The sequence below is a fragment of the Candidatus Hydrogenedentota bacterium genome (assembly GCA_013359265.1).
Taxonomy (GTDB): Bacteria; Hydrogenedentota; Hydrogenedentia; order Hydrogenedentales; family SLHB01; genus JABWCD01.
The window spans coordinates 93,762-120,643 of sequence record JABWCD010000016.1 but is presented as its reverse complement, the minus strand read 5'-3'; the positions used below and the strand labels follow the sequence as shown (position 1 = coordinate 120,643).

Annotated in this window: 21 protein-coding genes; 12 read left to right on the top strand and 9 right to left on the bottom strand. The window is 61.0% G+C overall.

What is annotated here, in order from left to right:
- The first annotated feature begins 2 nt into the window (after window positions 1–2).
- The 3 genes from HUU46_15185 (at window position 3) to HUU46_15175 (ending at window position 4,834) form a co-directional block, all read left to right on the top strand.
- Window positions 3–2,690 (top strand): FecR domain-containing protein, encoded by a 2,688-nt coding sequence (locus HUU46_15185; GenBank protein NUM54990.1) that lies wholly within the window; start codon window positions 3–5, stop codon window positions 2,688–2,690.
- A gap of 529 nt (window positions 2,691–3,219) precedes the next feature.
- The gene (locus HUU46_15180) at window positions 3,220–4,101 is read left to right on the top strand and encodes a hypothetical protein (protein ID NUM54989.1); all 882 of its coding nucleotides are present in this window, start codon (window positions 3,220–3,222) and stop codon (window positions 4,099–4,101) included.
- Window positions 4,102–4,255: 154 nt separating this feature from the next.
- Complete coding sequence (locus tag HUU46_15175) at window positions 4,256–4,834, top strand: thioredoxin family protein (GenBank protein ID NUM54988.1); 579 nt, start codon at window positions 4,256–4,258, stop codon at window positions 4,832–4,834.
- Here the strand turns inward: HUU46_15175 and HUU46_15170 are convergent.
- Window positions 4,831–7,128 carry a PIG-L family deacetylase gene (locus HUU46_15170; GenBank protein ID NUM54987.1) on the bottom strand — a complete coding sequence of 766 codons (2,298 nt, stop codon included), beginning with the start codon at window positions 7,126–7,128 and terminating at the stop codon, window positions 4,831–4,833. The two genes, HUU46_15175 and HUU46_15170, sit on opposite strands and share 4 nt — an antisense overlap.
- 259 nt (window positions 7,129–7,387) lie before the next feature.
- On the opposite strand from HUU46_15170, the gene HUU46_15165 reads away from it, so the two are divergent.
- On the top strand, window positions 7,388–7,966 hold the full coding sequence (locus HUU46_15165; protein NUM54986.1) for a tyrosine-protein phosphatase: 579 nt from the start codon (window positions 7,388–7,390) through the stop codon (window positions 7,964–7,966).
- 158 nt (window positions 7,967–8,124) lie between these two features.
- On the opposite strand, the gene HUU46_15160 is transcribed toward HUU46_15165, so the two are convergent.
- On the bottom strand, window positions 8,125–9,270 hold the full coding sequence (locus tag HUU46_15160) for a class I SAM-dependent RNA methyltransferase (protein ID NUM54985.1): 1,146 nt from the start codon (window positions 9,268–9,270) through the stop codon (window positions 8,125–8,127).
- 141 nt (window positions 9,271–9,411) lie between these two features.
- Between HUU46_15160 and HUU46_15155 the strand changes: the two genes are divergently transcribed.
- From HUU46_15155 to HUU46_15140, 4 genes are read left to right on the top strand one after another with little or no spacing between them, the layout of a single operon-like run.
- On the top strand, window positions 9,412–10,017 hold the full coding sequence (locus HUU46_15155; GenBank protein NUM54984.1) for a DinB family protein: 606 nt from the start codon (window positions 9,412–9,414) through the stop codon (window positions 10,015–10,017).
- Window positions 10,018–10,029: 12 nt separating this feature from the next.
- Window positions 10,030–10,674, top strand: a complete 645-nt coding sequence (locus tag HUU46_15150; GenBank protein ID NUM54983.1) for a TetR/AcrR family transcriptional regulator — start codon at window positions 10,030–10,032, stop codon at window positions 10,672–10,674.
- 55 nt (window positions 10,675–10,729) lie between these two features.
- On the top strand, window positions 10,730–11,230 hold the full coding sequence (locus HUU46_15145) for a DinB family protein (GenBank protein NUM54982.1): 501 nt from the start codon (window positions 10,730–10,732) through the stop codon (window positions 11,228–11,230).
- A 51-nt stretch (window positions 11,231–11,281) separates the two neighbouring features.
- Window positions 11,282–11,782, top strand: a complete 501-nt coding sequence (locus tag HUU46_15140; protein NUM54981.1) for a DinB family protein — start codon at window positions 11,282–11,284, stop codon at window positions 11,780–11,782.
- A gap of 97 nt (window positions 11,783–11,879) precedes the next feature.
- On the opposite strand, the gene HUU46_15135 is transcribed toward HUU46_15140, so the two are convergent.
- Entirely contained in the window at window positions 11,880–14,111 is a 2,232-nt protein-coding gene (locus HUU46_15135; GenBank protein ID NUM54980.1) for a protein kinase, read from the bottom strand.
- Between the two features lie 485 nt (window positions 14,112–14,596).
- On the opposite strand from HUU46_15135, the gene HUU46_15130 reads away from it, so the two are divergent.
- A complete protein-coding gene (locus tag HUU46_15130; GenBank protein ID NUM54979.1) occupies window positions 14,597–15,073 on the top strand; it encodes a hypothetical protein in 477 nt (158 codons plus the stop codon).
- A 76-nt stretch (window positions 15,074–15,149) separates the two neighbouring features.
- Here the strand turns inward: HUU46_15130 and HUU46_15125 are convergent, their stop codons facing one another.
- Window positions 15,150–15,980: a YwiC-like family protein gene (locus HUU46_15125; GenBank protein NUM54978.1), complete on the bottom strand. Its 831-nt coding sequence runs from the start codon at window positions 15,978–15,980 to the stop codon at window positions 15,150–15,152.
- Window positions 15,981–16,612: 632 nt separating this feature from the next.
- Here HUU46_15125 and ychF point away from each other — a divergent pair.
- Window positions 16,613–17,671 (top strand): redox-regulated ATPase YchF, encoded by a 1,059-nt coding sequence (gene ychF, locus HUU46_15120; protein NUM54977.1) that lies wholly within the window; start codon window positions 16,613–16,615, stop codon window positions 17,669–17,671.
- A 433-nt stretch (window positions 17,672–18,104) separates the two neighbouring features.
- Here ychF and eat read toward each other — a convergent pair whose 3' ends face one another.
- On the bottom strand, window positions 18,105–19,445 hold the full coding sequence (gene eat / locus HUU46_15115) for an ethanolamine permease (GenBank protein ID NUM54976.1): 1,341 nt from the start codon (window positions 19,443–19,445) through the stop codon (window positions 18,105–18,107).
- A 216-nt stretch (window positions 19,446–19,661) separates the two neighbouring features.
- Complete coding sequence (purE, locus tag HUU46_15110; protein ID NUM54975.1) at window positions 19,662–20,165, bottom strand: 5-(carboxyamino)imidazole ribonucleotide mutase; 504 nt, start codon at window positions 20,163–20,165, stop codon at window positions 19,662–19,664.
- A 214-nt stretch (window positions 20,166–20,379) separates the two neighbouring features.
- Here purE and HUU46_15105 point away from each other — a divergent pair, with 214 nt between their 5' ends.
- Both HUU46_15105 and HUU46_15100 read left to right on the top strand, forming a co-directional pair.
- Window positions 20,380–21,090 (top strand): hypothetical protein, encoded by a 711-nt coding sequence (locus HUU46_15105; GenBank protein NUM54974.1) that lies wholly within the window; start codon window positions 20,380–20,382, stop codon window positions 21,088–21,090.
- A 272-nt stretch (window positions 21,091–21,362) separates the two neighbouring features.
- On the top strand, window positions 21,363–22,760 hold the full coding sequence (locus HUU46_15100; GenBank protein ID NUM54973.1) for an MATE family efflux transporter: 1,398 nt from the start codon (window positions 21,363–21,365) through the stop codon (window positions 22,758–22,760).
- 4 nt (window positions 22,761–22,764) lie between these two features.
- On the opposite strand, the gene HUU46_15095 is transcribed toward HUU46_15100, so the two are convergent.
- The 3 genes from HUU46_15095 to HUU46_15085 form a co-directional block, all read right to left on the bottom strand.
- Window positions 22,765–23,724 (bottom strand): MBL fold metallo-hydrolase, encoded by a 960-nt coding sequence (locus HUU46_15095; GenBank protein NUM54972.1) that lies wholly within the window; start codon window positions 23,722–23,724, stop codon window positions 22,765–22,767.
- Entirely contained in the window at window positions 23,697–23,837 is a 141-nt protein-coding gene (locus tag HUU46_15090) for a hypothetical protein (GenBank protein NUM54971.1), read from the bottom strand. Before HUU46_15090 ends, HUU46_15095 begins: the two co-directional genes overlap by 28 nt.
- A gap of 109 nt (window positions 23,838–23,946) precedes the next feature.
- Window positions 23,947–26,748: a beta-propeller domain-containing protein gene (locus tag HUU46_15085; GenBank protein ID NUM54970.1), complete on the bottom strand. Its 2,802-nt coding sequence runs from the start codon at window positions 26,746–26,748 to the stop codon at window positions 23,947–23,949.
- Between the last annotated feature and the right edge of the window lie 134 nt (window positions 26,749–26,882).

Here is a 26,882-nt window from a genome sequence, read left to right as displayed (position 1 = left end):
CCATGTCACCCATCACTCGTACTTTCTTCACGGCGCCCGTGGCGTGGCTGGCCGCCTTGGCGGCAACGCTGGGCATGACGGCGCAGGCGGAAAACCTGCTCCACGCCCGCATCAGCCACGAATCCGGCGGCGCTCTCGTGCGCGGCACGGACGACGCCGACTGGAGCTACGCCACCATCAACACCATTATCCTCCCCGGCGATACGCTATGGATCGACCAGGAAGGCACGCTCGAGGTCGAAATGTCCGGCGGATCGTTCCTGCGCATGGCGGACCGGTCGAAGGCCGAACTTCAGACTCTGCCGCCCAGCGCATCCATTAACGCGTGGACCGGGTCCTTCTATGTTCAACGCGTCAGCCGCAGCACCGGCGACGTGAAATTGCGGACGCCGGCCGCGACGATCAACATCGATCGCGATACACAGGCGCGTGTCGATGTCGTCGGCGAAGGGTCGACCACGGTTTCTGTCCGTTGGGGCCGGGCGACGATTGTGACCGAGGGTGGCGCACCCATCGAAGCGACAAACGGCCAGCGCGTCTACATCGATCCGGGTTTGCTCCCGTCGAATCCTGTTCCATTCGACAAGACCGTTGAAGACTCCTTCGACGCGTGGAACCGCGAGCGCGCGCGTTTGCTTGCGCTCGGTGACACCGCGCTGCCCACAAGCGTCCGCGTTGACGATGCGCCGATCGGATACAGCGACCTCGCATCCTATGGCGAATGGGTGTACGTCGACAACCGCCAGTACTGGCGGCCGACAATCGTCCAAGACTACATTCCGTACCGTGACGGGTATTGGAGCTACGGCCCGGCATACGGCTATTCGTGGACGGGTTCGTACCCCTTCTGCTATGTCACCTCGCACTACGGCCGCTGGAACTACTACCCCGCGTATGGCTGGCTGTGGGGGTATGATCCGGTCTGGTCGCCGGCATGGTGCGCAACCGCCTATTACGGCGGCAACTTCGTGTGGTGCCCGATCAACTACTACAACCAACCGTGCAGCTACGGCGCGACCTTTGTCGTTGGCGGGATTCCGTTCAGCATCTCCTACAGTTCGTACTGCCGCGCTCCCGACCTGTACTACGGTCCGTGCTCGGTCTACCCGGCGTACAGCAACCTGTTCGTGAACGTGAATGCGAACGACATCTATATCTGGAATATCTATTCCGACAACTTCGTGCGCTCGTATCCGAACTTCAAGTACCCGAGCTACGGTTCGACCGCGCTGTTCCGCGACTATAGCCCGCGCCGCGTGATCCGCGGCATCGAGAGCGGCGGCGCCTTCACGGTAGCGGCATCGCAGCGCGCGCGCGCGCTGAACTCCGAATTGGGCCGCGCGGAATTCGCGTCGCGCAGCGTCGGCGGTCTGCGTTCCATTCGCACATCGCAAGTCAGCACCGCGCGTTCCGCGCAAGTGCGCAGCGCGTCGCTGAACCGTGACGCGTCGGCGCTGGACACCGGCTCCACCATCCGCCGCGCACAGAGCAGGCTCGAATCGCTGCGAGGAACCGACGACAGCAAGCCGCAGGTTATCGAAGCGCGCCGTTCCCGCGTGGCGTCGCTCGAGCGCAGCGCGTCCGAGGCGCAGCACAGCAAACTGCCGGGATCGACGTCGCGCATGTCGTCCGCGCGCAGCGTTCGAACAGACGGCCCTGTCGAGACGATTCGCGGACAGGGCGACCGTGCCGCGGTCGCGCGCAGTCTGAGCACGGATACGCCTCTTGACGCGGCGGCGCGTGAAGGAGTGCGCGTTCCCGGCGGCCTGAACCGCAAAGGCGACACTTCGACGGCGACGACTGACATCCCGCGCCAGCGCCCAATAGATCGCATCGCGGACCGCAAAGGCGACGATGCTGCGCCGTCGATCACGGACACGCCGCGCCAGCGGCCTACCGAGCGGATCATGGATCGCGAAGCCCGCCGTACGGAAGGAGCGGCATCCGGCAACAGCGCGCTCACGGACATAACCGGCCGCGGGCGTTCCGAGTCGGCAACGAGCCGGACCTTGGACAACACGCGCGTTCGCGTAAACGCGCCGGACGGCGCGGGCCGGACGCAAGTCCCGAGCACGGCGCGGCTGCCTGAACCGAAGCTGCCGCGTATCTCCGGTGGAGACGGGCGCAACGAGCGTTCGCAGTCGCTAGGCACGATTCCGCAATTGCCGCAGCGTTCACGCGCGGCGTACAACGCGCCGGTGCAGACGTACACGCCCGAACCGTCGACGCACGTGCCGCAGAGCCGCATCATTCAGGATACGTCGCGCGCGAATCGCATACGCGAGAACGTGCAGACGTACACGCCGCAAACGCAGGCGCCCGTACAGATGCAGTCGCCACGCATCGTGAACGACAATGCGCGCGCGCGGTACGAAGCGCCGCAGGTGAATACTCCGCAGCGGTTCGAAGCGCCGCAACAGCGATTCGAGGCGCCACAGGTCAATATCCCGCAACGCTTCGAGGCGCCCCAACAGCGATTCGAGGCGCCACAGGTCAATATCCCGCAACGCTTCGAGGCGCCCCAACAGCGATTCGAGGCGCCGCAGCAACGCTTTGAAGCGCCTCCGCAACCGCGATTCGAAGCGCCACGCCAGATCGAACGCCCGTCCATAGGCGACGGCGGCGGATCGCGGTTCGAAAGCCGCTCCGGCGGCGGCGGGGATGGCGGCGGACGCGGTCGCAGCCGTTAGTGCAATTCAAGCTTGAGCACACTGTCTATTTCGTGCTCCTGCTCGTGAGTCGTCATCGTACTCGCACTCGATACGCGAAAAGATCGAGTACGATGACGAGCACGAGCACGAGCACGCGGTGTAGCCGACCTTGAACCGCTCTAAAGAAAAACTTACCTGGGGCGCGAACGTAAACATTCGCGCCCCAGATTCTTCCCGTAACGCACTACTGGTTCATTCCATTTGAAATTGCGCGTGGCCGACGTACAGCGGAGTATCGATAAGCGCCGTACCCTGCTCGAGACGCAGCGGAACTTTTCCTCCCGATCCATCTCGTCTGGCTCGATTGCCTCCCCGACTCCCGACTCCTCATTCCTGCTGTCCTCTTCCATTTGAGATTTCAAATCTGAGATTTGAGATTTCCCCAACGGCACGGGATGCGCTATCACGCACAAATGGTATGAACCACTACGACAAATCGAATACGCGCCCTTCCGCGTCGTCTATTTCGTAGAGGCAAACGCAGTCCCGCCTCTGGAGGAACCTCATCATGCGCGCATACAAACTGGCACTCGCCGCCGCGCTGGCGCTGCTGATCCTGCTGGCTACCGGTTGTCCGCCCGGCGGACCGACGGGCGACACAGACTACGATATCGGGTATGCCGCAGGGTTCCTGCGCGATGACTTTTACTGGGACGGCTATTTCGACGGATGGGACACCATCGATGTCACTCCGTTCTATTACGATACAAGCGATATCCCATATATCGATGAACTCTCGTACGATGCCGGCTACTGGGACGGCGTGTGGTACGCGTACAACGACGGCTACTTCGCCGACTACCACTATGCGTTCATCGTAGGGTTCAGCGAAGGATACGACAACGCGTTCTGGAGCGATTACCTCGACTTCCTCGATTTTGACGAGCACCTCGAATTCCTGAATGGCGGTTGGTCCGACGGCTATCACGACGGCTATTCGGAAGGCCGTGTGTTCGGCGCGAACGACTACGAACAGGGTCTCAATTTCGATTGGCTCGACGCGCTCCTCGATTACGAATCCGGCACCGATCTGTATTTCCACGAAGTCGACGTCGGCACGGGCATCTATGGCCCAGTCGAGTTGTACGAGTACGGCACGGACCCGGCATCGCTGAAACGCGCCGCCGCAAAGGCCATGATGCGCTCTGGCCGCGCAGCCCCCTCGATTCGCAACGCGGAAAAGGGTACCACCACGAGCCTCGACTGGTTCCGCCCGTTCGACGAGGAAGCGGCGTACTTGCTCGATTTCGTTCCCGATCAAAGCCTGCGCGATTCGATCGAACTCCGGTTGACTACCACGTGGCTGGAACGCGTGAACGAATACCTCTACTACGCGAAATCCGGCGAAGCCAAAGCACACACCCAACGCGACCGGACCCGCTCAGAGTAGCGGGCCTCCCGGCTCCTTTCCGCGGCGCCACGCCCGCGGCGGCGTCCCCTCCGCCCGGGCGTGGTTGCATTTTGTGTCCCCGCGTGGCGCAGTCTAGGATTGTCTCACGTTCAACGGTGCAAACATTCGACGACACAATGAGGTTTACGCAGCCATGGCACTCACACCATCCCAAATGATTCCGCTGGGCACGAAGGCGCCGGCGTTTTCGTTGCCCGATACCGTCTCCGGCAAGGTCGTGTCGTTGTCGGACTTCAAAGAAAAGCACGGGTTGCTGGTGATGTTCATCTGCAATCACTGCCCATACGTCAAGCACATCGCGCCCGAACTCGCAAAAATCGGACGATACTATCAGGACAAGGGAATCGGGATCGTGGCAATCAGCGCAAACGACATCACCACGCACCCCGACGACAGTCCGGAAAAAATGAAGCAGGAAGCGATGTCGCGCGGATACGAGTTTCCCTATCTCTACGACGAGTCGCAGGAAGTTGCGAAGGCGTACTCGGCCGCGTGCACGCCGGATCTCTTCTTATTCGATGACCACATGAAGCTGGTCTACCGCGGCCAGCTCGACGACAGCCGCCCCGGCAACAACATACCGGTGACCGGCAAAGACCTGCGCACGGCCCTCGATGCCCTGCTCCTCGGCAACACCATGCCCGGCCCACAACGCCCAAGCATCGGCTGCAACATCAAGTGGAAACGCGGCAACGCGCCCGCGTACGCCTAGCGCGATGTTCCGAGCGCGAGCAGGTTTGAAAAGAGCCGCAGCGCACCCGGATGAAGTTCGCGAATCTGGCGGTAGAGCACCAGCGCGGTGTACACATAATTCCCCTCGCCGTTTTTGGCGACGAGAAGCGAACCCGGCGGGTTCGATTCACCAGGATCGTTGCACTCAATGAGCGGCGTATATGCCTCGTCCCATTCGCTTGGGAAGTACAACCCGCGCTCCTGAATCCAACCGTCCCAGTCCTCGGGTTGAATCGGGTTTGGCGTCGTGAATACCGGGTGATCGGGGACGAGCAGTGCGACCGGCGCATCTTCGCGCGTCACGCGGTTCCGCGACAGCGTGATTGGATACGGCGCAAAATAGGGCTTCCATTCCTCGGTCTTTTGGTAATTCACCATGAGCGTCCCGCCGCGCGATACGTAATCGAGCAGCGCCGCATTGTTCGCCGCGAGATCGGGCCGCACAAGGTACGCGCGGATGTCGATGATAATCGCGGAAAAGGTATCGAGTTTCCCCTGCGAAAAATCCTCGATCGTCAGCGCCTCGTGCGGAACCCCGAGTTTTTCCAGCACGCTCATAAACGTGTCGTCGTAACTTTGAACAACGCCGACGCGCGCGCCTTCCGGCACGGCGACATCGACCAGCCGCGCTACGCCGAAGGAATTGCGCGTGTCGCCTTCGACCATCACGTTGACCAGATAGTCGCGCGGTTCAAGGTTGTCTCCAATCTTGCATCGCACGGAGTAAATGCGCTCGCCGCCGATGGGAAGGCTGTAGGGAATCGTCGTTGCTTCAGGAACAAAGCCCGGCGCGACCGACAACATAACGTTTCCGGCTGCGGGTTCGTGCGCATGATTCGTCACCAACACGTCCATCGTGGCTTCGTAGATGGTCTTGCGCCGCACGAGCAGCGGTGAATTGATCATATTCGCCTCGACACGCGGCGCGATTCCTAGCGTTAATGGAACGCGCAACTCCACCGGCGCTTCCGATTCCGCGACATTAAAGCGCGCCACCGCGGCTACCTGCGGTTCCAGGAAATGCGGGTCGAAAAGATGTTCGCCTTCGGGAACTGTCTTGGGAGCGGATTCGGGCACCGCAAACGTCAACAGGGACGACGCCGTGCGCGACTGCGCCAAATCGAGCGTCACGGGATTGGACGATGCATCGCCGAACCATGGCGCAAATTCAAGACCGACATTCGCCGAGGTAATATCGCGCTTGCCGAAATCCGATACGCTGACCGCGACCGTGACAGTCTGCCCGGCCACCGCGAGATCGGCAGCGAGACGGGCGCTTAACTGAATTTCGTGCGCGCATGCGGCGATGCGGCTGCGACGCGAAAGGTTCCAGTCCTTTACATGTTGATTAGTACTGCTGTCCAACTCGGAAGTCCGGCGAAGCAACCCCTCGAGTTGCTTTGAATCCAGTGGCAGCGACGGCGCCGGAGCGAGTTCAGACAGACCTTGCGGCATGAGGGGGGCAACACGTTTATCCCCCGTAAAGTCCGGCCCTTCTACAATAATTTTGCGCCGGTTTGCATAGGCGGGCTGAACTTTTCCGCTCAGGTAGAAATCGATAAAGAATCCCATGCCTTGGGATTTGTGTTCACCCAACGCTTCTGCCGCAATCTGTGCATACGTCTTACCGCGAATGGTGTCCAATTGATTAATGTCGATCCGCGCTTCCTTTGAAGCGGGGTTCCAGTCGCGAAGGTAGATATCCTTCGCTTGCCAAGGCATTAGTCCTTCTGCTTCCAACTCTGGAAATCTGGATGCGTTGCCGGCCGCCTCGAATGCTTCCTGTAACGCGATCCCGATCGCCTGATGATGCCCGTGATCTTTCTGCGTGCCGTGGTTGGAAATAATCACGGTGGGTTGCGTAAGACGAATGACGCGTACGAGTCGACGTACGGTTTCTTCCCTTCCCCATACTTCGAAAGCTTCCTCCGGCGATTTTGAAAACCCAAACTCGGGAAGATTGAGAAAATGCAGTTCGGCGCCGGTGATTTTCGAGGCGCGTATCATCTCGCGCGTGCGGATCACACCCAGATCGTTGTAAAGTTCCGGCCCGATCTCGTTCTGGCCGCCCTCGCCGCGCGTCGCGATAACCGCAATCGTGCGCACGCCATACTTCTTGCGGTACAGTGCAAGCGTCGCGCCGTCCTCGTCGTCGGGGTGCGCGGCCACGCACATGAGACTCAAATCGGTATTAAGATCGAGCAGCGCCTGGTGGAGGGCCACATCGCCCAGTTCGGTGGAATCCGCGAATGCGGCAACGGCCGTGATCCCCAACGCGAGCGCAAGGGGTGGGGCGAGGCTCCGACCGAGCCGTTCGGCTAAAGCAAGGGGTGGGGCGAGGCTCCGTCCGAGCCATTCGGCTAAAGCAAGGGGTGGGGCGAGGCTCCGTCCGAGCCATTCGGCTAATGCAAGGGGTGGGGCGAGGCTCCGTCCGAGCCGTTTGGCTAATGCAAGGGGTGGGGCGAGGCTCCGTCCGAGCCGTACGTGAATGAACGAAAGTATGCTTTGTCGAATAACACGTGTGGGGATAGTCATGGCCCGAAGTATAGCACGCACAATTCCAGTCGTTTTTGCGCTGGCTGTGATTGCAGGCACACAATCCTGCTCCATTCTTCGCAGCAACCTTCAAACTGTCGAGCCGGGTCAGTTCTACCGATCCGGCCAGATGTACGGTATCGAGTTGGACGCCGCAATCGGCTGGAAAGAAATCAAAACCGTCGTGAACCTGCGCGGCGAAAACCCGGACGAGTCGTGGTATTCGTGTGAGGTCGCCGTATGCGAGCAGAACGACGTCGCGCATCACGATCTTTCCTGGACGATGCGCCGCATCCCAACTCCCGAGTCGCTGCTGCAACTGATCGATTGGATCAATTCCGAACCCCGCCCTATTCTCGTCCACTGCCAGGCGGGCGTTCACCGCGCGGCGGTGGCATCCGCCGTCTACCGGTTGTTGCGCGGCGACAGCGTCGAAGAAGCGCGCGAGGAATTCGGCATTTTCTTCATGGACGCGCCAATTGGGGCACTGCTCGATCTGTACGACGAATCGAAACCGTTCGAAAAATGGGCGCGCGAGGATTATCCGGCGATTTACGCCGCCTACACGGCCGAATAGTCCGCATTTCTCACCGCCCCACGAGGTCGCAGTGGAAGTACTATCCTTCGGTGGGGTGAGAAATGCTCACGAGAAAGCGTTTGGCGCGCTCAGTCAATTCGTGCCAGGAAACCGCGCCCACTTCGTTTATCGGCGCGGAGCTTTTCGAGACCGGTCCCCTACACCCTGGCGAAAACGCCCACCGTCTCGATGTGCGCAGTGTGCGGGAACATGTCCACGATCGCCGCGCGCTGCATCGTCCACCCGCTCGTGACGAGCGCCTTCGCGTCGCGCGCGAGCGTGGCGGGATCGCACGAAACGTAGACAATATTGCCGGCCCCGCATTCCGCCAGCCGTTGCACGATGTCGCGCGCGCCGGTCCGCGGCGGGTCAAGCACAATCGCGTCCCACGATTTCTCGCCTATGGCGCGGTTAATGTCAGCGGTACTTCCAACCCGGTAGTCGTGCGTTCCGATCGCCTGCGCAGCGCCGACGCTGGCGCGATTGTGATCGACGCCGACCACCTCCGCATCCAACCCCAACGTGAAATTCCCCGTGCCGCAGAATAGATCGAGAACGCTGCCCGCGCCCGCCAGTGCATCGTGTACCTGCTTGCGAAGCGTACGATTGAGCAGCAAACTCGATTGACTGAATGTTCCATTCACAACTGGCGCACCATCGAAAAAAAACGTAGACCGCTCATCGTCGGACGCAAATGATTGCGCCTCCGGAAACACCTTCGACAATCGACGGTTCGGCTTCGCGGTCCAAAACAGGACGTCCTCGCCCTCGGGGTTGATCGTGACTTCGACCGTGCCGGGCACGCTTGCCTCGCGCAGCCGCGCAAGTGCCTCGTTCAATTTCGGGTGGCACAGCGGGCACTGCGTAATATCCACAATGTCGTGCGAACCTTCCGCGTAGAACCCCCGCCTCCAACCGTCACCGTGAAACTCGGCGCGGGTCCGGTAGCCGAGACGCAGGTCCGCGTCCTCGACCCGCGCAAATTCTTGCGGAACGACGCCTCCCAACCGCTTCAGCGTGTCGAGAACAATGCGTTCCTTCCATTCCAACTGCGCCGGGTATGCGAAGTGGAGCCAGGTACATGCGCCGCACGTCCCGAACACCGGGCACATGGGCGCTGTCCGGAGTGGCGAGGGGCTTTCGATCGCCTCGATCCGGCCCCACACGACGCCCTTCGAGCGCCGGGTCTCGGTGACATTTACACGATCGCCGGGCAGACCATAAGCGACGAACCAGACTTGTCCGTCGACCCTGCCGACGCCGTAGCCGCCGTGCGCAAGGCTCGTGATTTCAAGGGTAGCCATTCCGAGAAGTGTACGAGATACGGTTGCCTCCGCGCCAGAAACGGTACCAACGCCCGAGCCTCTTGACAAACGAACGGTCGTAATGTAGACTAATCCTACGTAAACGGTCGTTCGTTATGCGGCCGAACGAGGCAACACCCAATGACAACTGCCCTGGAACTGGACATTACGAGCCTGTATCCCGAACAGGTGCGTGCGATGGACTATCTGCGGCTGCGCGGCACCGTCGCGCCAATCGCCCGCATCCGCGAGCAGGTAGCGTCGACCTTCGCAAAACTCGAGGCCACGCTCTCGGAGGTACCCGCCGGCCTGCGCCAAGTGGCCCCGCGCGAGGGCGCGTGGACGATTCACGAAGTGCTCGATCATCTTGTCGAGACGCACGAGCGCGCGGTAATCGAGCTGCGCGGTTTGACGGCGGGTAAACGCCCCGAAACCGAACCCATTCCGCCGGGACTAACCTCGAATAATCCGTTCGCCGCGTCGTGGCAGTCCCTGACCGACCGGCTTCACCGCATGCACGAAGATTTTCTCGATGCAATAGGCCGTGCGGACGAGGCCACATCGCTGCACGTGAAAGCGCCGGTCGTGATGGTGGTAAAAGTACCCGACGAGAACGGAAAGCCCGCGCCGAGAGCGTGGACGTACGAACTTGACTGGAAGGCTTACGCGCAGGCCTTTCGCGTCCACACGATCGAGCACATCGAACAAATCAAACGCACGATTGCCGCGGTTCAATCCGAAGGATAGTAACGACACCCCATGAGCACCGCGGACACGAACGTTGAATCAAAATCGTCGCGCGAACGCATACTCGAAGTTGCCGTCGCAATGGCGCGCAAGGTCGGGCTGGAAGGCCTCAGCATCGGCGCCCTCGCCAAGGAAGTAGGCATGAGCAAAGCGGGACTCTTCGCGCACTTCGGATCGAAAGAAGAATTGCAGCTCGCCACGTTCGACGCCGCGCTGGCGCGGTTCACCAAGCGCGTGCTCGCCCCGGCCGAACAAACCGAACGCGGCCTGCCGCGGCTGCTGCAAGTCATCATGGACTGGATTTCGCTGACGGAGTGCGCGCGCGATCAGGGCGGCTGTTTCTTCTACGCCGTGTCCGCGGAATTCGACGGACGCCCCGGCGCGGTGCGCGATCGCCTCGTCCTCGCCAGCAAGCAATGGCTCGAGTGGATTCAGCGCCAAATCGTGCTTGCAAAGGAGCGCGGCCACCTGCTGCCCGATGTCGACGAAATACAACTGGCGTTCGAGATTCACGCCTTCGAGCAGCAGGCAAACTGGGCGTCACAATTATTGAAACAGGACGACGCATTCGAGCGGGCAAGAATTTCCGTGCGGGAGCGGCTGCGCGCCCTCGCAACGGACAAGGGCAAGGCGATTCTGGACGCGGCCGTACGGTGATAGGCCGCGCAATCGGTGCGATTGGGACAAACTATCTGCCGGGAGAGGTGCATCCATGAGCCGGACCAAAATGGAAGTCTACGAGAAGCAATACGCCGAGGCATTTCGCCAAACCGCGCGCGCCGCGGAAAAAGTGAACGCCGAAAAGCGCCTGCGCCAGGCCGCGCCGAACAAGGCGCACCCGCTGTGGCTGATGGGGCACCTCGCGCTTGAAGCGGACACCATGCTGAACTCGGTGCTGTTCGGTGCGCCAATGACCCTTCCCGATGCGTACGGCAAGTTGTTTGCCCCGCATTTCATGGGCGGCGGGCCAATCAGTCCGGACGCATCGGCCTACCCCGCGTGGGACGACGTGCTCGCAGAATACAGGCGCGTGTCGTCGCACGCGCTCGAACGCATGGCTGCGTCGAACGACACGGACCTCGCTGGCGACATCAAGGGCGTGGCGCCGCGCGGGTTCGAGAAGTTCATCAAGTCGTTCGAAGGGCTGTTGAGTTTCATGCTGCAACACGATGCGTATCACCGCGGACAGCTTGCGCTGCTCGCGAAGCTATAGAAGGGCTGCAAGGGCTGAGCGCGCTCAGCACAACACATGAGGGCTGAAAGTATGGGCCGGACAAAGATTGAAGTCTTCGAAAAGCTGTACGAATCCACGTTCTCCGCCACGACAAAGGCGGCGGCTAACGTCCCGGTGGAAAAGCGATTGACGCAAACCAAAGACGGCAAGGCGCACCCGCTATGGTTGATGGGACATCTCGCGTTCGCCACGGACACCATCCTAAACGGAGTGCTGCTCGGCGGCGATCTGACGCTGCCGGAACAATACCGCAAAGTGTTCGCGCCGGGCATGATCGGGGGCGCGCCCGTTACGCCGGACGCATCAGCCTATCCTGCGTGGGACGACGTGGTCGCCCAGTACGAACGCGTCGCGGCGACAACGATGGAGAAATTGAAGAGCATCAAGGACGAAGACCTCGCGGGCGGAATGAAAGGCCAAACCCCGCCCGGATTTGAAGAATTCTTCAAGTCCTTCGAGGGTGTATTGAGTACGATGGTGACACACGATACCTACCATCGAGGACAAATGAATCTGCTCGCAAACGCTTGATACGACACAAGCGAATTCAGGCACGGACCGCCGGATGCGTTTCGTCCGGCGGTCCTTCTCGCGCGTTGACACTGGGTCCGCGGCCGGGTCGAACGGCTTACGCCCGGCACACCATCAGCGGCGCATGGTGGATGGGCATCTCAAAACCGACGAACCAAAGTTTGAGGCCGCCTTTTTCGCCGATCGTCAGGGCGAGTTGTCCGTCCGCGCTGATGGCAACCGGGGCGTAGGCCTTATAGGTAAAAAGGCAGCGATGGCCCGACGTCTCCCATAGCCGCACTTTTCCTTTGTGCCCGCCGGTTAGCGCGAACTGCCCACGCTTGCTCAGGCACACCGCCGTCACCGGTTCACTGTGGCCGCGCCGCCGACCGAGGCGTTTGCCGGAGTTCAGATCGAGGTACTCGAGAAAGCCATCCGCGGTGCCGGCCAGCAGATAACGCCGATCATTGCTCACCGCCACGGACAGCAAGGGCGACTGAAAGCTGTGGATCGCGCCAAGTTGCGTGCCCTGCTTGAGGTCCCAATGAATCAACGCGTTGTCCGCGCCGGAACTGAGAAACGACTGCCCATGCGCGCCGTAACACAGCGCCTTGATCTCGCGTTTGTGCCCGACAAATTTTCCCCGCTTCTCGCCCGTCGCGCGGTCCCACGCGCGCACGACGCCGTCAGCGCCACCGGTGAACATGAGCCGTCCGTCGTCGCTGAACATCACCGCATTCACCGGACCCTGGTGCCCGCGCAAGACGCCCGCGCAATCGCCCGTCGCCAGTTCGGACAACCGCGCCGTGCCGTCCGCGCCGCCGGTCAGCACGTGGATGCCGTCCGCGCTCAAGGCCACGCACCGCACGCCTCCCTGATGCCCTCCGATCGTCCCGCGCACTTCCCCGGTTGTGGCGTCCCACACAGTCACGCACCCGTCGCCCTTCTCGGGCGCGCTTGCGGTAAGCGCGATATGACCGTCGCCACTCAGGCACAGCGCGGACACATCGGTCACGTCGTTGCCGAATTCCCTGACCAGCCGCCGCGCTTTGTCGAGGTTTGCCTCCGCCTCATTCCACGCCGTGCGCACTTCGTGACCGTCTGTCGCGCTGCCCTTGATTAGCCGCAGCATCTTTAGTGCGCCATCGAAATCGCCCCGCTCCAACCGCACCTGCGCAAACATGTAGATCGCCGTCCAATCCGTCGGACGCGACCGGCACAGGTCGCGCAGCGCGCGCATAATCGACTGGTCGGTCGTCGCCCCCGACCGCCAGCGCGCCAGCGCAAGGTTGTAAATCGCCTCCGCCTGCGCCGGCTCGAAACGCAATGCGCGCTCCCACGTGTCGATGGCTTCCGCTTTCTTCCCAAGGTCCATCAGCGAAACCGCGCGGTTGTTCAGTCGCTCCGCCGAAGTCTCCTGCGCTTCGGGCTGTTTCCGCGCGTAGGGAAAACCGAGCGCATCCTCGTAGACCTTCAACAATTCCGCGATAACCTCCGCCATACTTGTCGGGCGCTTCGCCGGCGATTCGTCGAAGCACCGGCGCAACAGCGCGACCATACGCTCCGGCATCGCGGGTATGCGCGACGATTCCGGGCCGAGTTCGAGGTACCCATCGAGCGCCTGCAACGCGGCGGGCCCCGCCATCCACGTCACATCGCCCACGAACAGTTCCAGCGCGACGACCGCCCAGCTCCAAATGTCCGTCGCCAACGTCAGCGGCTCGCGATTCGCCTGCTCGGGCGAGTTGTAGACCGGCGTCCCCCGCGGTCCGCCGCGCTTAGACTGCTCGCCGTCCTCCGGCGCCGTCGCCACGTGAAGCGCGCGCGCAAGCCCAAAGTCCGTGACTTTCGCCGAGCCGTCAGGCGTCATCAATACGTTCGCGCTTTTGATATCGAGATGAACGATCCCCTGCGAATGCGCGTACCGCAGTCCCCATGCGATCTGAATGAGAATATCGAGCATCCGCTCGAGTGCGCTCGTCCCCGCGTACAGTTTTCCGTGCCGGACCCAGAACGAGAGATTGCCGCCGGCTACGAACTCCGCAAACACCCGCGGGATACCGCCCAGACGCCGCACGTAATAACACGTCGTGATGTTCGGGTGCAGGCCGAGGTTGACCCACGTCTCGCACTCGCGCTCGAACAGGTCCGCGCCGCGCCGCGCAATGATGGCCTCCGGCTTCGGCCACTTCACCGCGAGGTCCATGTCCCACCCGCGGTGGTGTACCTGGTACACGCTGCCCATGCCGCCCCGCCCCAGCAGCCGCTTCACCTCGTACACCCCGAGAATGACGTCGCCCTCGTTCCACTCCGCGGGAACGGCTTCCTCCGGATTCGTTCGAGACGGCATACTTCACCCTTCATCACACGCACCGCGCCCCGGTCACAGCATCGTAACGAAACGGCGCGGCGCATTGCACGCGGCGTCATCCCGTGCCGCCCACGGTTCGATCTACCCTCCAAGTGCCAAATTCAAACAACGCTTCGTGCCCGCGCTCGTACTCGTATTCGCCACCGCAATCGCCACAAGTTTTGCATCGTCCATAGCGTCCACTCCGTCCATAACGTCCATGGGAGAAACTGCAATTCGTGACAACTCGTAGACACGAGATCGACACTTACACTCCCAATCGAATCCCGACCGCGGCGGTATCGGGCGCGGCTTTTGTCAACTGTAAATCGCCATTTTTTCGTTGCAATTCTCCCCGATTACTGTAATATGACTTCCGCCATGCAAGGCGTTGTGTACCTCGGTGCAGTACTGCAACCCCGGAGGGCGGATCAATGGGAAAAAGAACAGTCCTTAGTGCAGCACACGCAGTTCGTAGAAGGAAGTTGCTCTGGCTCGCCGTAATCCCGTGTGTCGCGGCATTCGCAATCGCCGGCCTCAGCATGATCGTGCCGGGGGAGACGCCGGCCTATGCGTCCAAAGGCGATTCGCCCTGCGGAAAAATTACCAAGAAGACTGCCAAGCTGATCGAAAAACTCCGCAACGATGCCGAGGACCTCGTCGTCGACCCCGACGGGCATACGAAAGGCGTGTCCGTTGCCGGCTGCGGCGAGCCCATGCGAGCGCGCGTAACGTTCTCTTCCGTCGAGGATGCTGGCTTCGCACTCAAGAATATCGGGGACTGCTCGATAGGCGTCGAAGTCCCAATTGATGGTGGCGGGTTCGAAACCGTCATCCTCGGACCCGGCGAAAAGGGCACTGAATTCATCGAAGACGCTCTCGGCATCCAGTTCAACTGCTTCACGTCGCCCGAGCCCGATTCATGCTGCGCGATCGCCTACGTAGTGGTATTCGAAGACTAACATTAAATAGGGACAGTCACCTGTTATTTGCGGCGCCCGGAGGTCGACGCCCAAACATTCAGCGCGGCGGGACGATTCAATACGTCCAAAACGCCGGACACATCAGCACGGAAAATATCGCCGAGACTGCCAGTTGTCGCATACCCAATTGCTTCGGCGTGTGTCCAACTTGCGGGACAAGGATCGCCCAGACACCGTCCGCAAAGCACAGCACGAATGCCACGACACCCAAGATCGAAACATACCCCGCCGCCCAGAATGCGCACGCGAACACGACGTTTGCCGCGTGGTGCGCGAACGGCCCCGTCCCCAACCGCAACCGCCGCGACAGTGCGCCTGCCTCCTCCCACCGCCGCTGATCGAGCCGCAGAAACATGTGCACCACCGACGCGCTCGAATGCAACCCCGGCAGCAGCCAGACCAATATCGCGGTGACATCGTTCCCGCCCCCGCAACTCCAGTACGCCGCGGTGCCCGACAACGCCAGCGCCATCGCCGCCAGCACGTCGCGCAGCATCTGCCGCCGTTCGTTTCCCCGCGCAACGAGATAGAAGTGCCACGCGAACACCGGGATTGCCGGTATCGCGAGCGCGAGCACTCGCAGGTTTCCGTCGAGCAACAGAGCGATTGCCACCAACGCACAAATTGCCCCGTACAGCAAGACCCAAAACCCCGCGGGACCCCGCTCCACCCGAAGCGACGCCAGCCGGTAAGACTTGATGAACAATGTAAGCGGCTGCCTCACGCAAAATGCCGCAAACGCGCCAACCACTACGGCCATCGTCCCGGGGCGCACGGTACCCGCAGCGGCAATGCCAACTGCCAGCGGTCCAATCCACCAAATCCACCCGCCCTTCTCCGGCGGTATCGCGAACTTCCAACGGAAATATCGGCCTTCACTGTCCATGCAGGTATGCTAAACAAATACTTGCCCTGCGGCCAGACATCCGCAAGACCGTCTCCCACGTCGCGCATTCATACGTGATCCACTTGCACACGCTCTCGCACGTGTTCCCAATACTACCCGTGTCCCAGTGGTCACCCGCTTCGCGTGGTTTCTGCCGAAGATATCCAGATAACCTTGCCCTTCTCGCGTACGCTCTATTGTTTCAGCGAGTTGCTCTCTGAGAATCTGAGATCTCAAATTTGAAATTGAATGATAAGACTCAATGGTTGCGGCCACGCCGCGCTGCGATCCTTGATCGATTTCGTGGCCAATCATTCTCGAACTCCCCGACGATCCTCGGTTCGCTCTTGCTCCAGATTCCGCCCACCCCTCGCGCTGACGTGCCATTCGCAGTTGTCAGCCCAACTGGTCAATCGAATCCGGCCCAATTCGCGCAGCGAATGCACACGACATGAATCCTATCTGTAAAAGTCTGGGCCAAGGAGGACGCAAGACATTGGGCGTGGGATCAGGGGGGACTCTTCGCTATGTAGCACGAAACACTCGGCCTTCGGTATGATCCACCTTTCAGACGCTAGACACTGCGTGCTAGCCGCTACTTCCTACTCCCCCAGGAACTCGAAAGGACTCGAATGAAAGTCGGTATTATTGGTTTTGCCCGTTCCGGCAAGACGACAATATTCAATGCGCTCACCGGCGCGCACGCCGCTGTCGGCACCTTCGGCGCACGCGAGTCGAACGTCGCCGTTTTGAAAGTGCCGGATGCCCGAGTGGACAAGCTGGCGGAAATCCATAAGCCCAAGAAGATCACCTACGCCGAATTCCAGTTCATCGACATCGCGCCAAATGAAGCCGCAGGCGAAGAAAAGGCGCTCGACACCGCCGCACTGAATGCGCTGAAACAGGTCGATGCACTCGTCCACGTCGTGCGCGCGTTCAAGAACGAGGACGTAATGCACCCGCACGGCAGCGTCGATCCCGCGCGCGACGCGAAGGCGATGGAAGAAGAACTACAACTCGGCGACCTCATCATTGTCGAGCGGCGCCTCGAACGCATGGAAAAGGAGCACAAGAAGGGCGTGGAACTCGCCCCGCTCCAACGCTGCAAGGATCACCTCGAATCCGGCCAGCCGCTCCGCACGCTCGCGCTCTCGCAACAGGAACTGCACGCAGTCATGGGCTTCGGCTTCTTGTCGCTCAAACCCATGATGATTCTCGGCAACTACGGCGAGGAATCGATCGGCAACGACGACCCAACCGGACTGCGCGCGTTCGCGCAGAATAACAACCTCGCCCTGATCGAACTGTGCGGCGCGCTCGAACTCGAAATCGCGCAACTATCCGAAGAAGACCGGCCCGCCTACCGCGCCGACCTCGGTCTCGGCGAGGAGTCCCGCCTCCAGTTCCTGCACACGGCCTACGACATGCTCGGCCTCATGAGCTTCCTCACCGCCGGCGAGCCGGAAGTCCGCGCGTGGACGATTCAAAAAGGCACCAAGGCCGTTGATGCTGCGGCCGTCATTCATAGCGACATCGCCCGCGGTTTCATCCGCGCGGAAATCGTCAACTACGATCACTTCATCGCCGCGGGGTCGATGGTCAAGGCGAAAGAAGCCGGTCACGTCCGCCTCGAAGGCAAGGAATACATCATGCACGATGGCGACATCGTCCTGTTCCGCTTCAACGTGTAGACATAGTGACCGAACACGACGATGGCTTCGTCGCCAAAACCGTGAAATCGTGCGCCCGCCCTATTCTCAAGCAATTTGAGTTATTGTGTGACTCCGTTTTCGCTTTCGTTTTCGTGCTCGTGCTCGTGCTCGTGCTCGCTCACTCGATTAGCACCGAAAACTACCGGGCATAGCGGCGAAGACTTTCCTTAATTTGCCCTGGTTAAAGCCCGTGCCGCTACCGCGACACGCTGAAAGCGCACCGCAACCTGATTCTCTAGAGCATTTCAAGGTCGACTGCACCGCGTGCTCGTGACTTGTCCTCCGAAGCCGATCGGGCGAAGGAGGATCCTGCGCGTCATCGTACTCGATCTTTTCGAGTATCGAGTGCGAGTACGATGACGACTCACGAGCAGGAGCACGAAACAGACAGTGTGCTCAAACTTGAATTGCGCTAGTCGTGACTTTCCCGAATCCAATTTGACTTCGACGCCACGTAAAACCACGCATAACCCGCCGCAACGAGCACAACAAAAATCCCGGCCAGCTTCTGGTTGTAATACGTCATCGCGACCAGACAAACAACTGCGATCGCCAGTGCAACAATCGGCGGCAAAGGATAGAACGGCGTCCGATACGGGCGCAGCAGATCCGGCTCGATCCCGCGCAAGCGGAGCAACGCGATCATCGCCACGATATACAACACAAGCGCGCCGAAGACCGAGATCGTAATGATATCGCCGGTCCGGCCGGTAAGAATCGCCGCGAAACCCACAAACATATTCACTATCAACGCCCACGCCGGCGTCCGCCGTTTCGCCAGCGTCGTCCCGAGAAACGCGGGCGCGTAGCCCATCCGCCCGAACTCGAACGTTGCGCGCCCCGCCGCAAGGATAATGCCGTGAAACGATGCCACGAGACCAAACAATCCGATGACCACCAGCATGTGATACAAGGGATGGTTCACGTCGAATATCTGCCCGAGCGCAAGCGGCAACGGTTTGTCCGACGCCTCCGTCACTCCCGGCGGATACACGATCGCCTTCCATCCGCCCACACCGATCGCCGCGTAGAACGTAAGCGTTGCGCAGACAACCAGTGTTGCCATCGCGGAAATCCCGCCGATGATCGGGTGCCGTTGCGGGTCTTTGGTTTCCTCGGCCACGTTCGCGATGCCTTCGATCGCCAGATAGAACCAAATCGCGAACGGTATCGCCGGAAAGACGCCCAGCCAGCCGTTGGGCAGCGGGTCCATCGCAAACTTCTCGACGGAAAAATGCGGCAACGTGACGCCGGCAAAGACAAGCAGCTCGCCCACGGCGAGGACAGTCACGAACAACTCGAACATCGCGGAATGGTGCACGCCGTGTATGTTCAGCGCCGTGAACATCAGGTACGCGCCGAATGCAACGGCCACGGGACTAATCGCAGGGAAAAACGTCGTGAAGTACGCGCCGATCGCCATCGCAATGGCGGGCGGCGCAAAGACGAACTCGATGATCTGCGCGACACCGCCCAGATACCCGAACGCGGGCCCGTACGCGCGCGTGGCGTACACAAACACGCCGCCAGCCTTTGGAATCGCGCAGGTCAGTTCGGTGTAACTGAGGATGAACGCCACGTACATGACCGTGACAATCAGCGCCGCAACCAGCAGTCCGTACGGCCCACCCGCGGGCAGTCCCAGGTTCCAGCCAAAGTACATTCCGGATATGACGTACCCGACGCCTAGCCCCCATAGCATGAACGGGCCGAGAGTCTTGTGGAATTGCGGCTGGCCTTGTGCGGAATTCATCGACCGATCAATTCACCAAGCACCATTCTCGTTACCAACGCGTTGCGATTCTTCCTCGTCACTAAATTCCCATCATCCATTTGGTAACGCACTCTTCCATTCTCGTTACCAGATTTCAACTCCATTCTCGTTACCAAATTTCCATTCCATTCTCGTTACCAAATTTCCATTTGGTAATGCTCTCTTGAAAAGCTCCGCTTTGACTCCAACCATCGATCACGTCTCAAGCTTCTCCGCCCGCACCCGGGCAGCCTGCGCCGCGCGAAACGCCTGCAGGCGTTGCGCCACCTTGCGATCGCGCAGCGCAACGATCGCCGCCGCCAACAGGCCCGCGTTCGCAGCCCCGGCATCGCCAACCGCCAGCGTTCCGACAGGCACGCCCTTCGGCATCTGCACAATCGACAACAGAGAATCGAGTCCGTTAAACGCGCGCGACTTCACCGGCACTCCCAGCACCGGCAGAATCGTCTTTGCCGCGATTACCCCCGGCAGGTGCGCCGCGCCGCCCGCGCCCGCGATAATGACCTGAATGCCGCGCCCCTCCGCCTTCTCCGCGTAGCGGAGCGTCTCGTCCGGCGTACGGTGCGCGGACATGACGTGGCACTCGTGCTCGATGCCCATCTCCTCGAGCATTTCGCTCGCGTGCTTCATCGTTTCCCAATCGCTCTTGCTGCCCATGATGACGCCAACGATGGGCTTTGCTGTTTTTCGCGTTGCCATGCTGCTTTCCTCTCGATTCCCGCCGCGGCCTCGCCGAAACCTGCTACGGCCTGTCACACCCACTCAGGCCGCGGAAACCCACTGCACGTTTCGACAGCGGCGGGGAACGTGGAAAGGTACCACACGCGTCCCGCTCTTCGCACCATGCCCCCGCGGATCGCCTGCGCTATCGCAATTAGTGCATACTGTCGTACACGTTGGGAGGGTACCGGCCGTGGACCCCGTGGAACGCAACGACCCGTACGAATTGCCGAAACCGATCGAACCGGATTCCATTGCGCGCAACGACCCCTATGGCGCGGCGCGCAATTCCACGCCGACAGCGCGGGATGCATTTCATTACGTGCGGCTTGGCGCGGCCACACTCGGCGGCGTACTCGTGGTGACAGGGATATACTTTGCCGCATTGAGTTTTGAAGTGATAAGCGACGTCTTGAAGTCCCCCGAACAGCTTAATGCCTACCTCGACCAATGGTACATCCCTCTGAAGGAACCCGCCGCGGCGTCGGAGCCAGCCAACGCGGATGCCCCGCCCGTTGCGACAGAATCCGATACTCCTCCCGGCCCGGGCAACGCCGAGTCGATGCCACCCCAAGTTGAAACTCCCTCCGAAACCTCCGGCAAAGCCGCAACATCGGATTCCCCCATCGCTGCGAGAAAACAGGAAATGCAGGAACTGAGAGAGCAGTCCGCCGCGAGGACGCGCCGCGCAGCTCACGCGGAACCGGACGAAGAGACCCGGTTCGCGCAGACTATCAGCGTGCTGACCGATGCGCTCACGCGCGGCGGCCTGCCAAGGCTTGCCGGAGCGCTCATCATCGTCTTACTCGTTTCGATGCTGCTTCGTATTCCCTTCGCCGTGATTAAGGCCGGGATCGATCTGATCCGCGTCGTGTTGCCGGAGCGCCCCGGAAAGGCGCGCTGATTAGGGCAATTGCACTAAACGGGCAAGTTCGTCGCGCTTAAATGGACCAAAACGGCGATACCTCGCCACACCTCAAAGGCGCTTCGCGCAAATACACGGCGTCGATTGCCCGCGCGGAGCGCTTTGGAGTGCGCCCCGATAGCGGCGCTATTCTTCGCTCAGGCCCCAATTATCGGCAGTTTATGTGCAATTGCCCTGGCGCGCGGCTTCATGCCCCCAACTCCCTGCGCCGCGTCGTGATATACTTTCCCGTTTGGTCCTAGAAGGCGCGCATGAAACCATTTGACGAAGAACTCGTTTCCGGCAGCATTGTGCGGAGCGTGTGGAAACTCGCCTGGCCGATCGTCCTCATGAACCTCATCAACGGGGTCCACGGGATGATCGACCAGATTCTGATCGCCCACAGCGTGCGGCACCATGAAGCGAACGCCGCCGTGGGCGTCTCCTGGAACCTCTTTCTCGTGGTCGTCGTCTCGCTTGCCTCGTTGTTTCACGGCATGGGCGTGCTGATTGCCCAGTCCGCCGGCAAGCAGGACCGCGCGCGCATGAACCGCGTGCTCTACCATACCGCTCTGCTGACCGCGTATCTCGTGCTCTTCATCGTTACGCCGATCGGATACTTGGTGTCCCCGTACCTGCTGCAGCTCGCGAACACGACCGAGGAAGTGCGCGCGTACGCTCTCCCCTACCTCCGCACCCTCTTTCTTTTCGGCATTACGCTGTCGATGAACTTCCTGCTGGGCACGGCGATGCAAACCTCCGGCGACGCCAAGACGCCGCTCGTACTCGTCGTGCTGACAACCGGCCTCCACATTCTGTTCAGCGCGGTGTTCATTACCGGGTTTGGCCCATTCCCCGAACTGGGGACAACAGGCGCCGCGTTGGGTGCGGGTCTTGCCCCGATTCCCACAGTCCTTATTGCGCTCTCCCTAATCATCCGCAGAAGAGCAATCCTCGGGTTGCCCGACCGATTCACCCTCGTACCGGACTGGAATGTCATCCGCGCCGTCGCGCGCATCGGCATCCCTAGCGGCATTCACGCCGTCGTGCTCAACATCGGCGGCATCTGGCTCTACCGGTACATCGGCGGGCTGGCCGACAGCTCTGCCGCGCAAGCCGCCTACACGATCTGCTACGCGCAGTTGTTCTCGTTCGTAACGTGGGCTGCGCTTGGTCTGCGTGGCTCCGCCGCGGCGTTGATGGGACAAAACATCGGCGCCGGCAAGAGCGAGCGTGGGCGCCGCGGCGTCCACGTGGCCGCCGCGATGGGTGGTGCGTGGGCGGCGGTGTGGGGTGTCGCCGTTTGGGTCGCGCCAGACCAATTACTGGCGTTATTCAATTCCAGCGATGGAGAAGACTTCATCGTGCTCGAACTCGGCACGGCGCTCCTGCACTACTTGTCCGTCTCGGGCGTGTTCCTCGCCGTCGCGCTCGCGTTGACCGGCGGGCTGATGGGCGCCGGCGACACCAAGAAACCGATGTACATCGCGATCATCACGCAGATATTCGTGTTGCTCGGCGTCTGCGAAATCTACAATCAACTCGGCATGCTGTCCGCGAACGCAATCTGGAGCGCCATCCTCATCAGCCACTTTGGCCGCTACGCGCTCACACACGTGACGTTTCGCACCGCAAAGCTACGGCCCGTTCTGATCGAGATGGGCCATTGACGCATCAGCCCGCGCGCGCGCCCCGAAGTTTGTGCGCGTTGTGCGCGAGTCCGCGCGCGTTGATGAGCACGTCGCCCGCGAGCCGCACTTGGTGCTGCTGCGCCGGCTCGACACCGCACCGCCGGCATACCTCCCACGCCACGCGCTCGACACGCTCTTGACAGAAGTGCAGCAGGCCGCTGTCATCGAGGTCGGTTTCCGAAGCGTCGTGCTGGATGCGCTCGAATGCATCAATCGTATATAGCAGCGTCGGCGCCGCCGTGCGCATGCCGCGCAGTTCGCCGAAATGTCCGGCGTACGCACGTTCCGCGTTTAACGCGAGCAGCCGCTCGACCGAACGGCGTGCCTCCAATGCGTCAAACTCGGTCGGCGTCGAAAGGCACATGATAAAGGGCCGCTCCGGATCGACGGTCATCCACTCGTAATACAGCCCGAACGAATCGCCGGTGAACACGCCGTTGCTCCCGGAATCGTGGATGCAGATATGGTGCGACGCGTGCCCCAACGTGTGCACGAAACGCAACGTCCGCGCGCCAAACGCCATCGTCTCGTCATCGGCGACGGAACGGATGCGCGATTCCTCAATCGGCTCGATCGTCCCATACAGCCGATCGAACACTTCATCGCCGTAGATTTGCTTCACGGCCGCAACAAGGCGCCGCGGATTGGCAAGGTGCCTTGCGGCGCGCGGATGGCAGATGAGCGTCGCATTCGGGCACGCCTTCATCAAGGGCGCCGCGCCACCGGCGTGATCGAGATGAATGTGCGTCACGATGACGTAATCGACCGCATCGCGCGCAATACCCGCCGCATCGAGCGCACCGAGCAAATACGGCAACGCGTGCGCCGTGTTTGTGTCGACAAACGCTGCGCGCCCGTTCTCGACGACTAAGTACGCCGAGGTGTAGCCCTCACCACCATAGTGACAGTCGATTGTCACAACCGAATCGTTACGGATTCCCACTGCACCTTCCCCTGCATGCTAATCTGCAAATCAATGTACGCGCTTCTCTTCTCGTGCTCGTGCTCGTGCTCGTGCTCGTAATCGTAATCGTAATCGACAATTTCCCTTCGCACGTTCCACACACCAAAAACCGATTACGATTGCGACGACGATTACGACCACTCCGAAAAAAGCACAGCCCGCACAATGTGCGGGCTGTACACCACCAATATCAAGCAAGTCTCAAAGCGGCAACTGCACGATCCCAAAGTACCCCAACGGCGCGTACGCCGCGGCCTCGCCAAATCGGATCGCGCTCGGCGTGCCCATGACCTCGATCAATTCTTCAAGGTCCGGGTCGCCGCTGCAGTCATACCGCACAATCGCGCCGCCGCCCACGCCGAAGTATGCGCTCGTTCCATTCGCGTCGATTAGGTTGGCCCACGACTCCGTCACAAGCACGTCACCGCCGGACTGCATCGCCCCGCCCGGCGACAGGTCAACCACGTGCAACCGCACGCCATTGTCAAACGCCTCGATGTACACCTTCCCGCCGCGGCCCAGCACCGTCGACGCACCATCGGGGAGGTCCGTGTTGTCAATCTCGTCCACACCGAGACCGCCGTCCCACGACACCGTGCGCAGCAATGAATTGTACTCGTAGTTCACGCCCCACTCGTCGTCGCGCAGCGTCAAAATGTCCGCACCCGGATTGTACTGTACAAACACGCCGGGAACGTTCACCGTCGGCCCGGCATCCACCGTCGCCGGATCGAATTCCGTAATGAAGTACGCGCATTCCGGCGCGCGGTTCAGCGGAAACACCGTGCCGTCGATGAACGTCTTGCTCGAAATGTAGACCTTGTCGCCAACGGCATCCACACCTGACACCGCATCGAACCCAAGCCCTACCGTCGTCGTCAATTCGAGCGCATCGAGATCGACCAGCGCCAGTCCTTCGTACGCCGCGCCATCGCCCAGTGTCTCATCAAACGACTCCGACGTGCACCGCAGCACCAGCGTATCGCCGGCCAGCAGCGTCGACTTCTGCCGGTACGACGGGAACCACGGCCACCAAATGCTGCTAACCGCAACGTCACCGCCCACGGCAACACCCGCGTCTCCGCCTGCCGGCACAACGCCTCCGCCGCCGCCACCGCCGATTTCGTAGTAGGGCAGGATCCACCAGTACCCGTAATACGGCCACACATCGACATCAAGTTCGCCCGTGACTTCCGGCTCGCTCGGATCGCTGAAATCGACGACGGCAATCTTATATCCCGGCTCGTCATACCACGACGCGCCAACCAAGATGACGTCATCGCCGCGTTTGTGCGTCCCGACAAGCTGCCCGATGTTCACTTCCACCTCGCCGAGACCGCCCTTCAGCGGCAGACCCACCGCGCGCGCGACCGTGTTCCCCGTGTCATACTGCGTCACGATCTCGACGCCCACGCTCGACGACAACTCGACAAAATCCGCGATGTTCTCGGCAAGCGTGATCGTATTGGTGACTTCAAGATGATCGAGGTCCGAACCGTCGATCTGCGCCAATTGCTCGCTCGTCACACCGTAATAGAAGTCGCCGTGCTCAAACGATCGCAAAATGCTTCCCTGTAGGTCCACCGTGCCGCGCTTCGTCAGATCGTCCGGCGTCCACGACACAAACTGAAGCCGGTCGAATCCGCCGCCAACTTCTTCCCAACCCGAGAACGGAACGATAATCACGTCGTCGAGGACGGTCAACGCCTTCACATCTTCATACGCGCTTGACCAACTCCAGTTCTCGCCGAAGCTGACGCGGTCCGCCAACGCCGGGTTTGCGGGATCGGTCACGTCAAACAAGCTCACGCTGACTTGCCAATTGCCGTTGCTGTTGTCCACGCCCAGCGCGATGAGCTGATTGCCCCGCGGTTCGATGTGCGTCGACCAGCCCGGCACTTCCAGTTCGCCCGCGACTACCGGATTCGCCGGATCCGTAAAGTCGACTACGAACAACGGGTCAACCTGAAAAAAGGTCACAATATACCCGCGCGTACCGTCGAAACGCGTCGCAAACAGCGTCTCGCCGTGCGCCCGATCGAACTCGATCTCCGCGAGCGTATCGAGGTCGTTCGGATCGCCCACGTCCACCGTCGTAATGAAGGTCCGCCGGCCGTCCGCCCAGCCGTTCGACACGATCCGCAGCACACCGTCGTACACGTCCATCTTGAACTTGTCCGCGATGTATCCCTTCACATCGACGTTGTCGCCCACCTGAAGGTCGCCCGCAGGATCGCTGATGTCGATGAGCGTAACCTCGCTGCCGTCCTTGTCGAAATCCCACCCTGCCACGAAGATCGCGGACGTGGTCGCGTACACCACGTCGCCGATGTTGCTGGTCGACACCTCATCCGCTTTGAAAATGTTGTTTTCGTCGGCAATGTTCACGCTGACGATATGCGATGCCGAAGTCTTCGCTTTCAACGGAATCGCATCCACCCAGCTCCAGTCGTACTCCGCCGTCACCGCATACAACACATCGCCAACCAGCCGGCTGTCGGTCAGGTCGCCTTCGAGGCCAAATGTCGACACGATCGCGCAATCCTCCGGGTCGGAGATATCGACGACATACAACCGCGATGCGATCTCGTAGGCGACTGTGTCGCCGTGGCGCTCGAAGTCCGCCGCATAGGCAACGAGCACGTACGCGCGATTACCCGCAACGTACAGGTCGCGCGGAAACCCGAGCGTCGCCACTTGGTCGAGGATGGTCTGACTTTCGAGATCAACCAGCGTCAGACCGCGATACTGGTTCAGGACAAACAAGGTGTCGCCCACTTGGCGAATTACATCGGGTTCGACGAGTTCGCGCGCTGGCGCGTCGCCTCCCCCACCCCCTTCGCCGCCCGCCGCGACATCGTTCAGGTACCCGCCAAGGCTGCGATACCCGCCCGTCAGGTCTGCGCTGGTGTATTTGAATCCACCCGGCCCGGAAGGTCTTGGACAGCCGGCAACCAATCCCGCAATCAGAAGAATCGTTAGGAGCGCCAGAGACTTACGCATGGATATGTTCCCCTGTTCCGCAAATGGGCCGGCGCCATGTACTGCCTCGCCAACCCGAACTTCCCGAAAGCGGCCACAGGCCCCGATGGGCGGACGCTCCGCCATCGTACCGCACAATTTCCCACTCAATTATA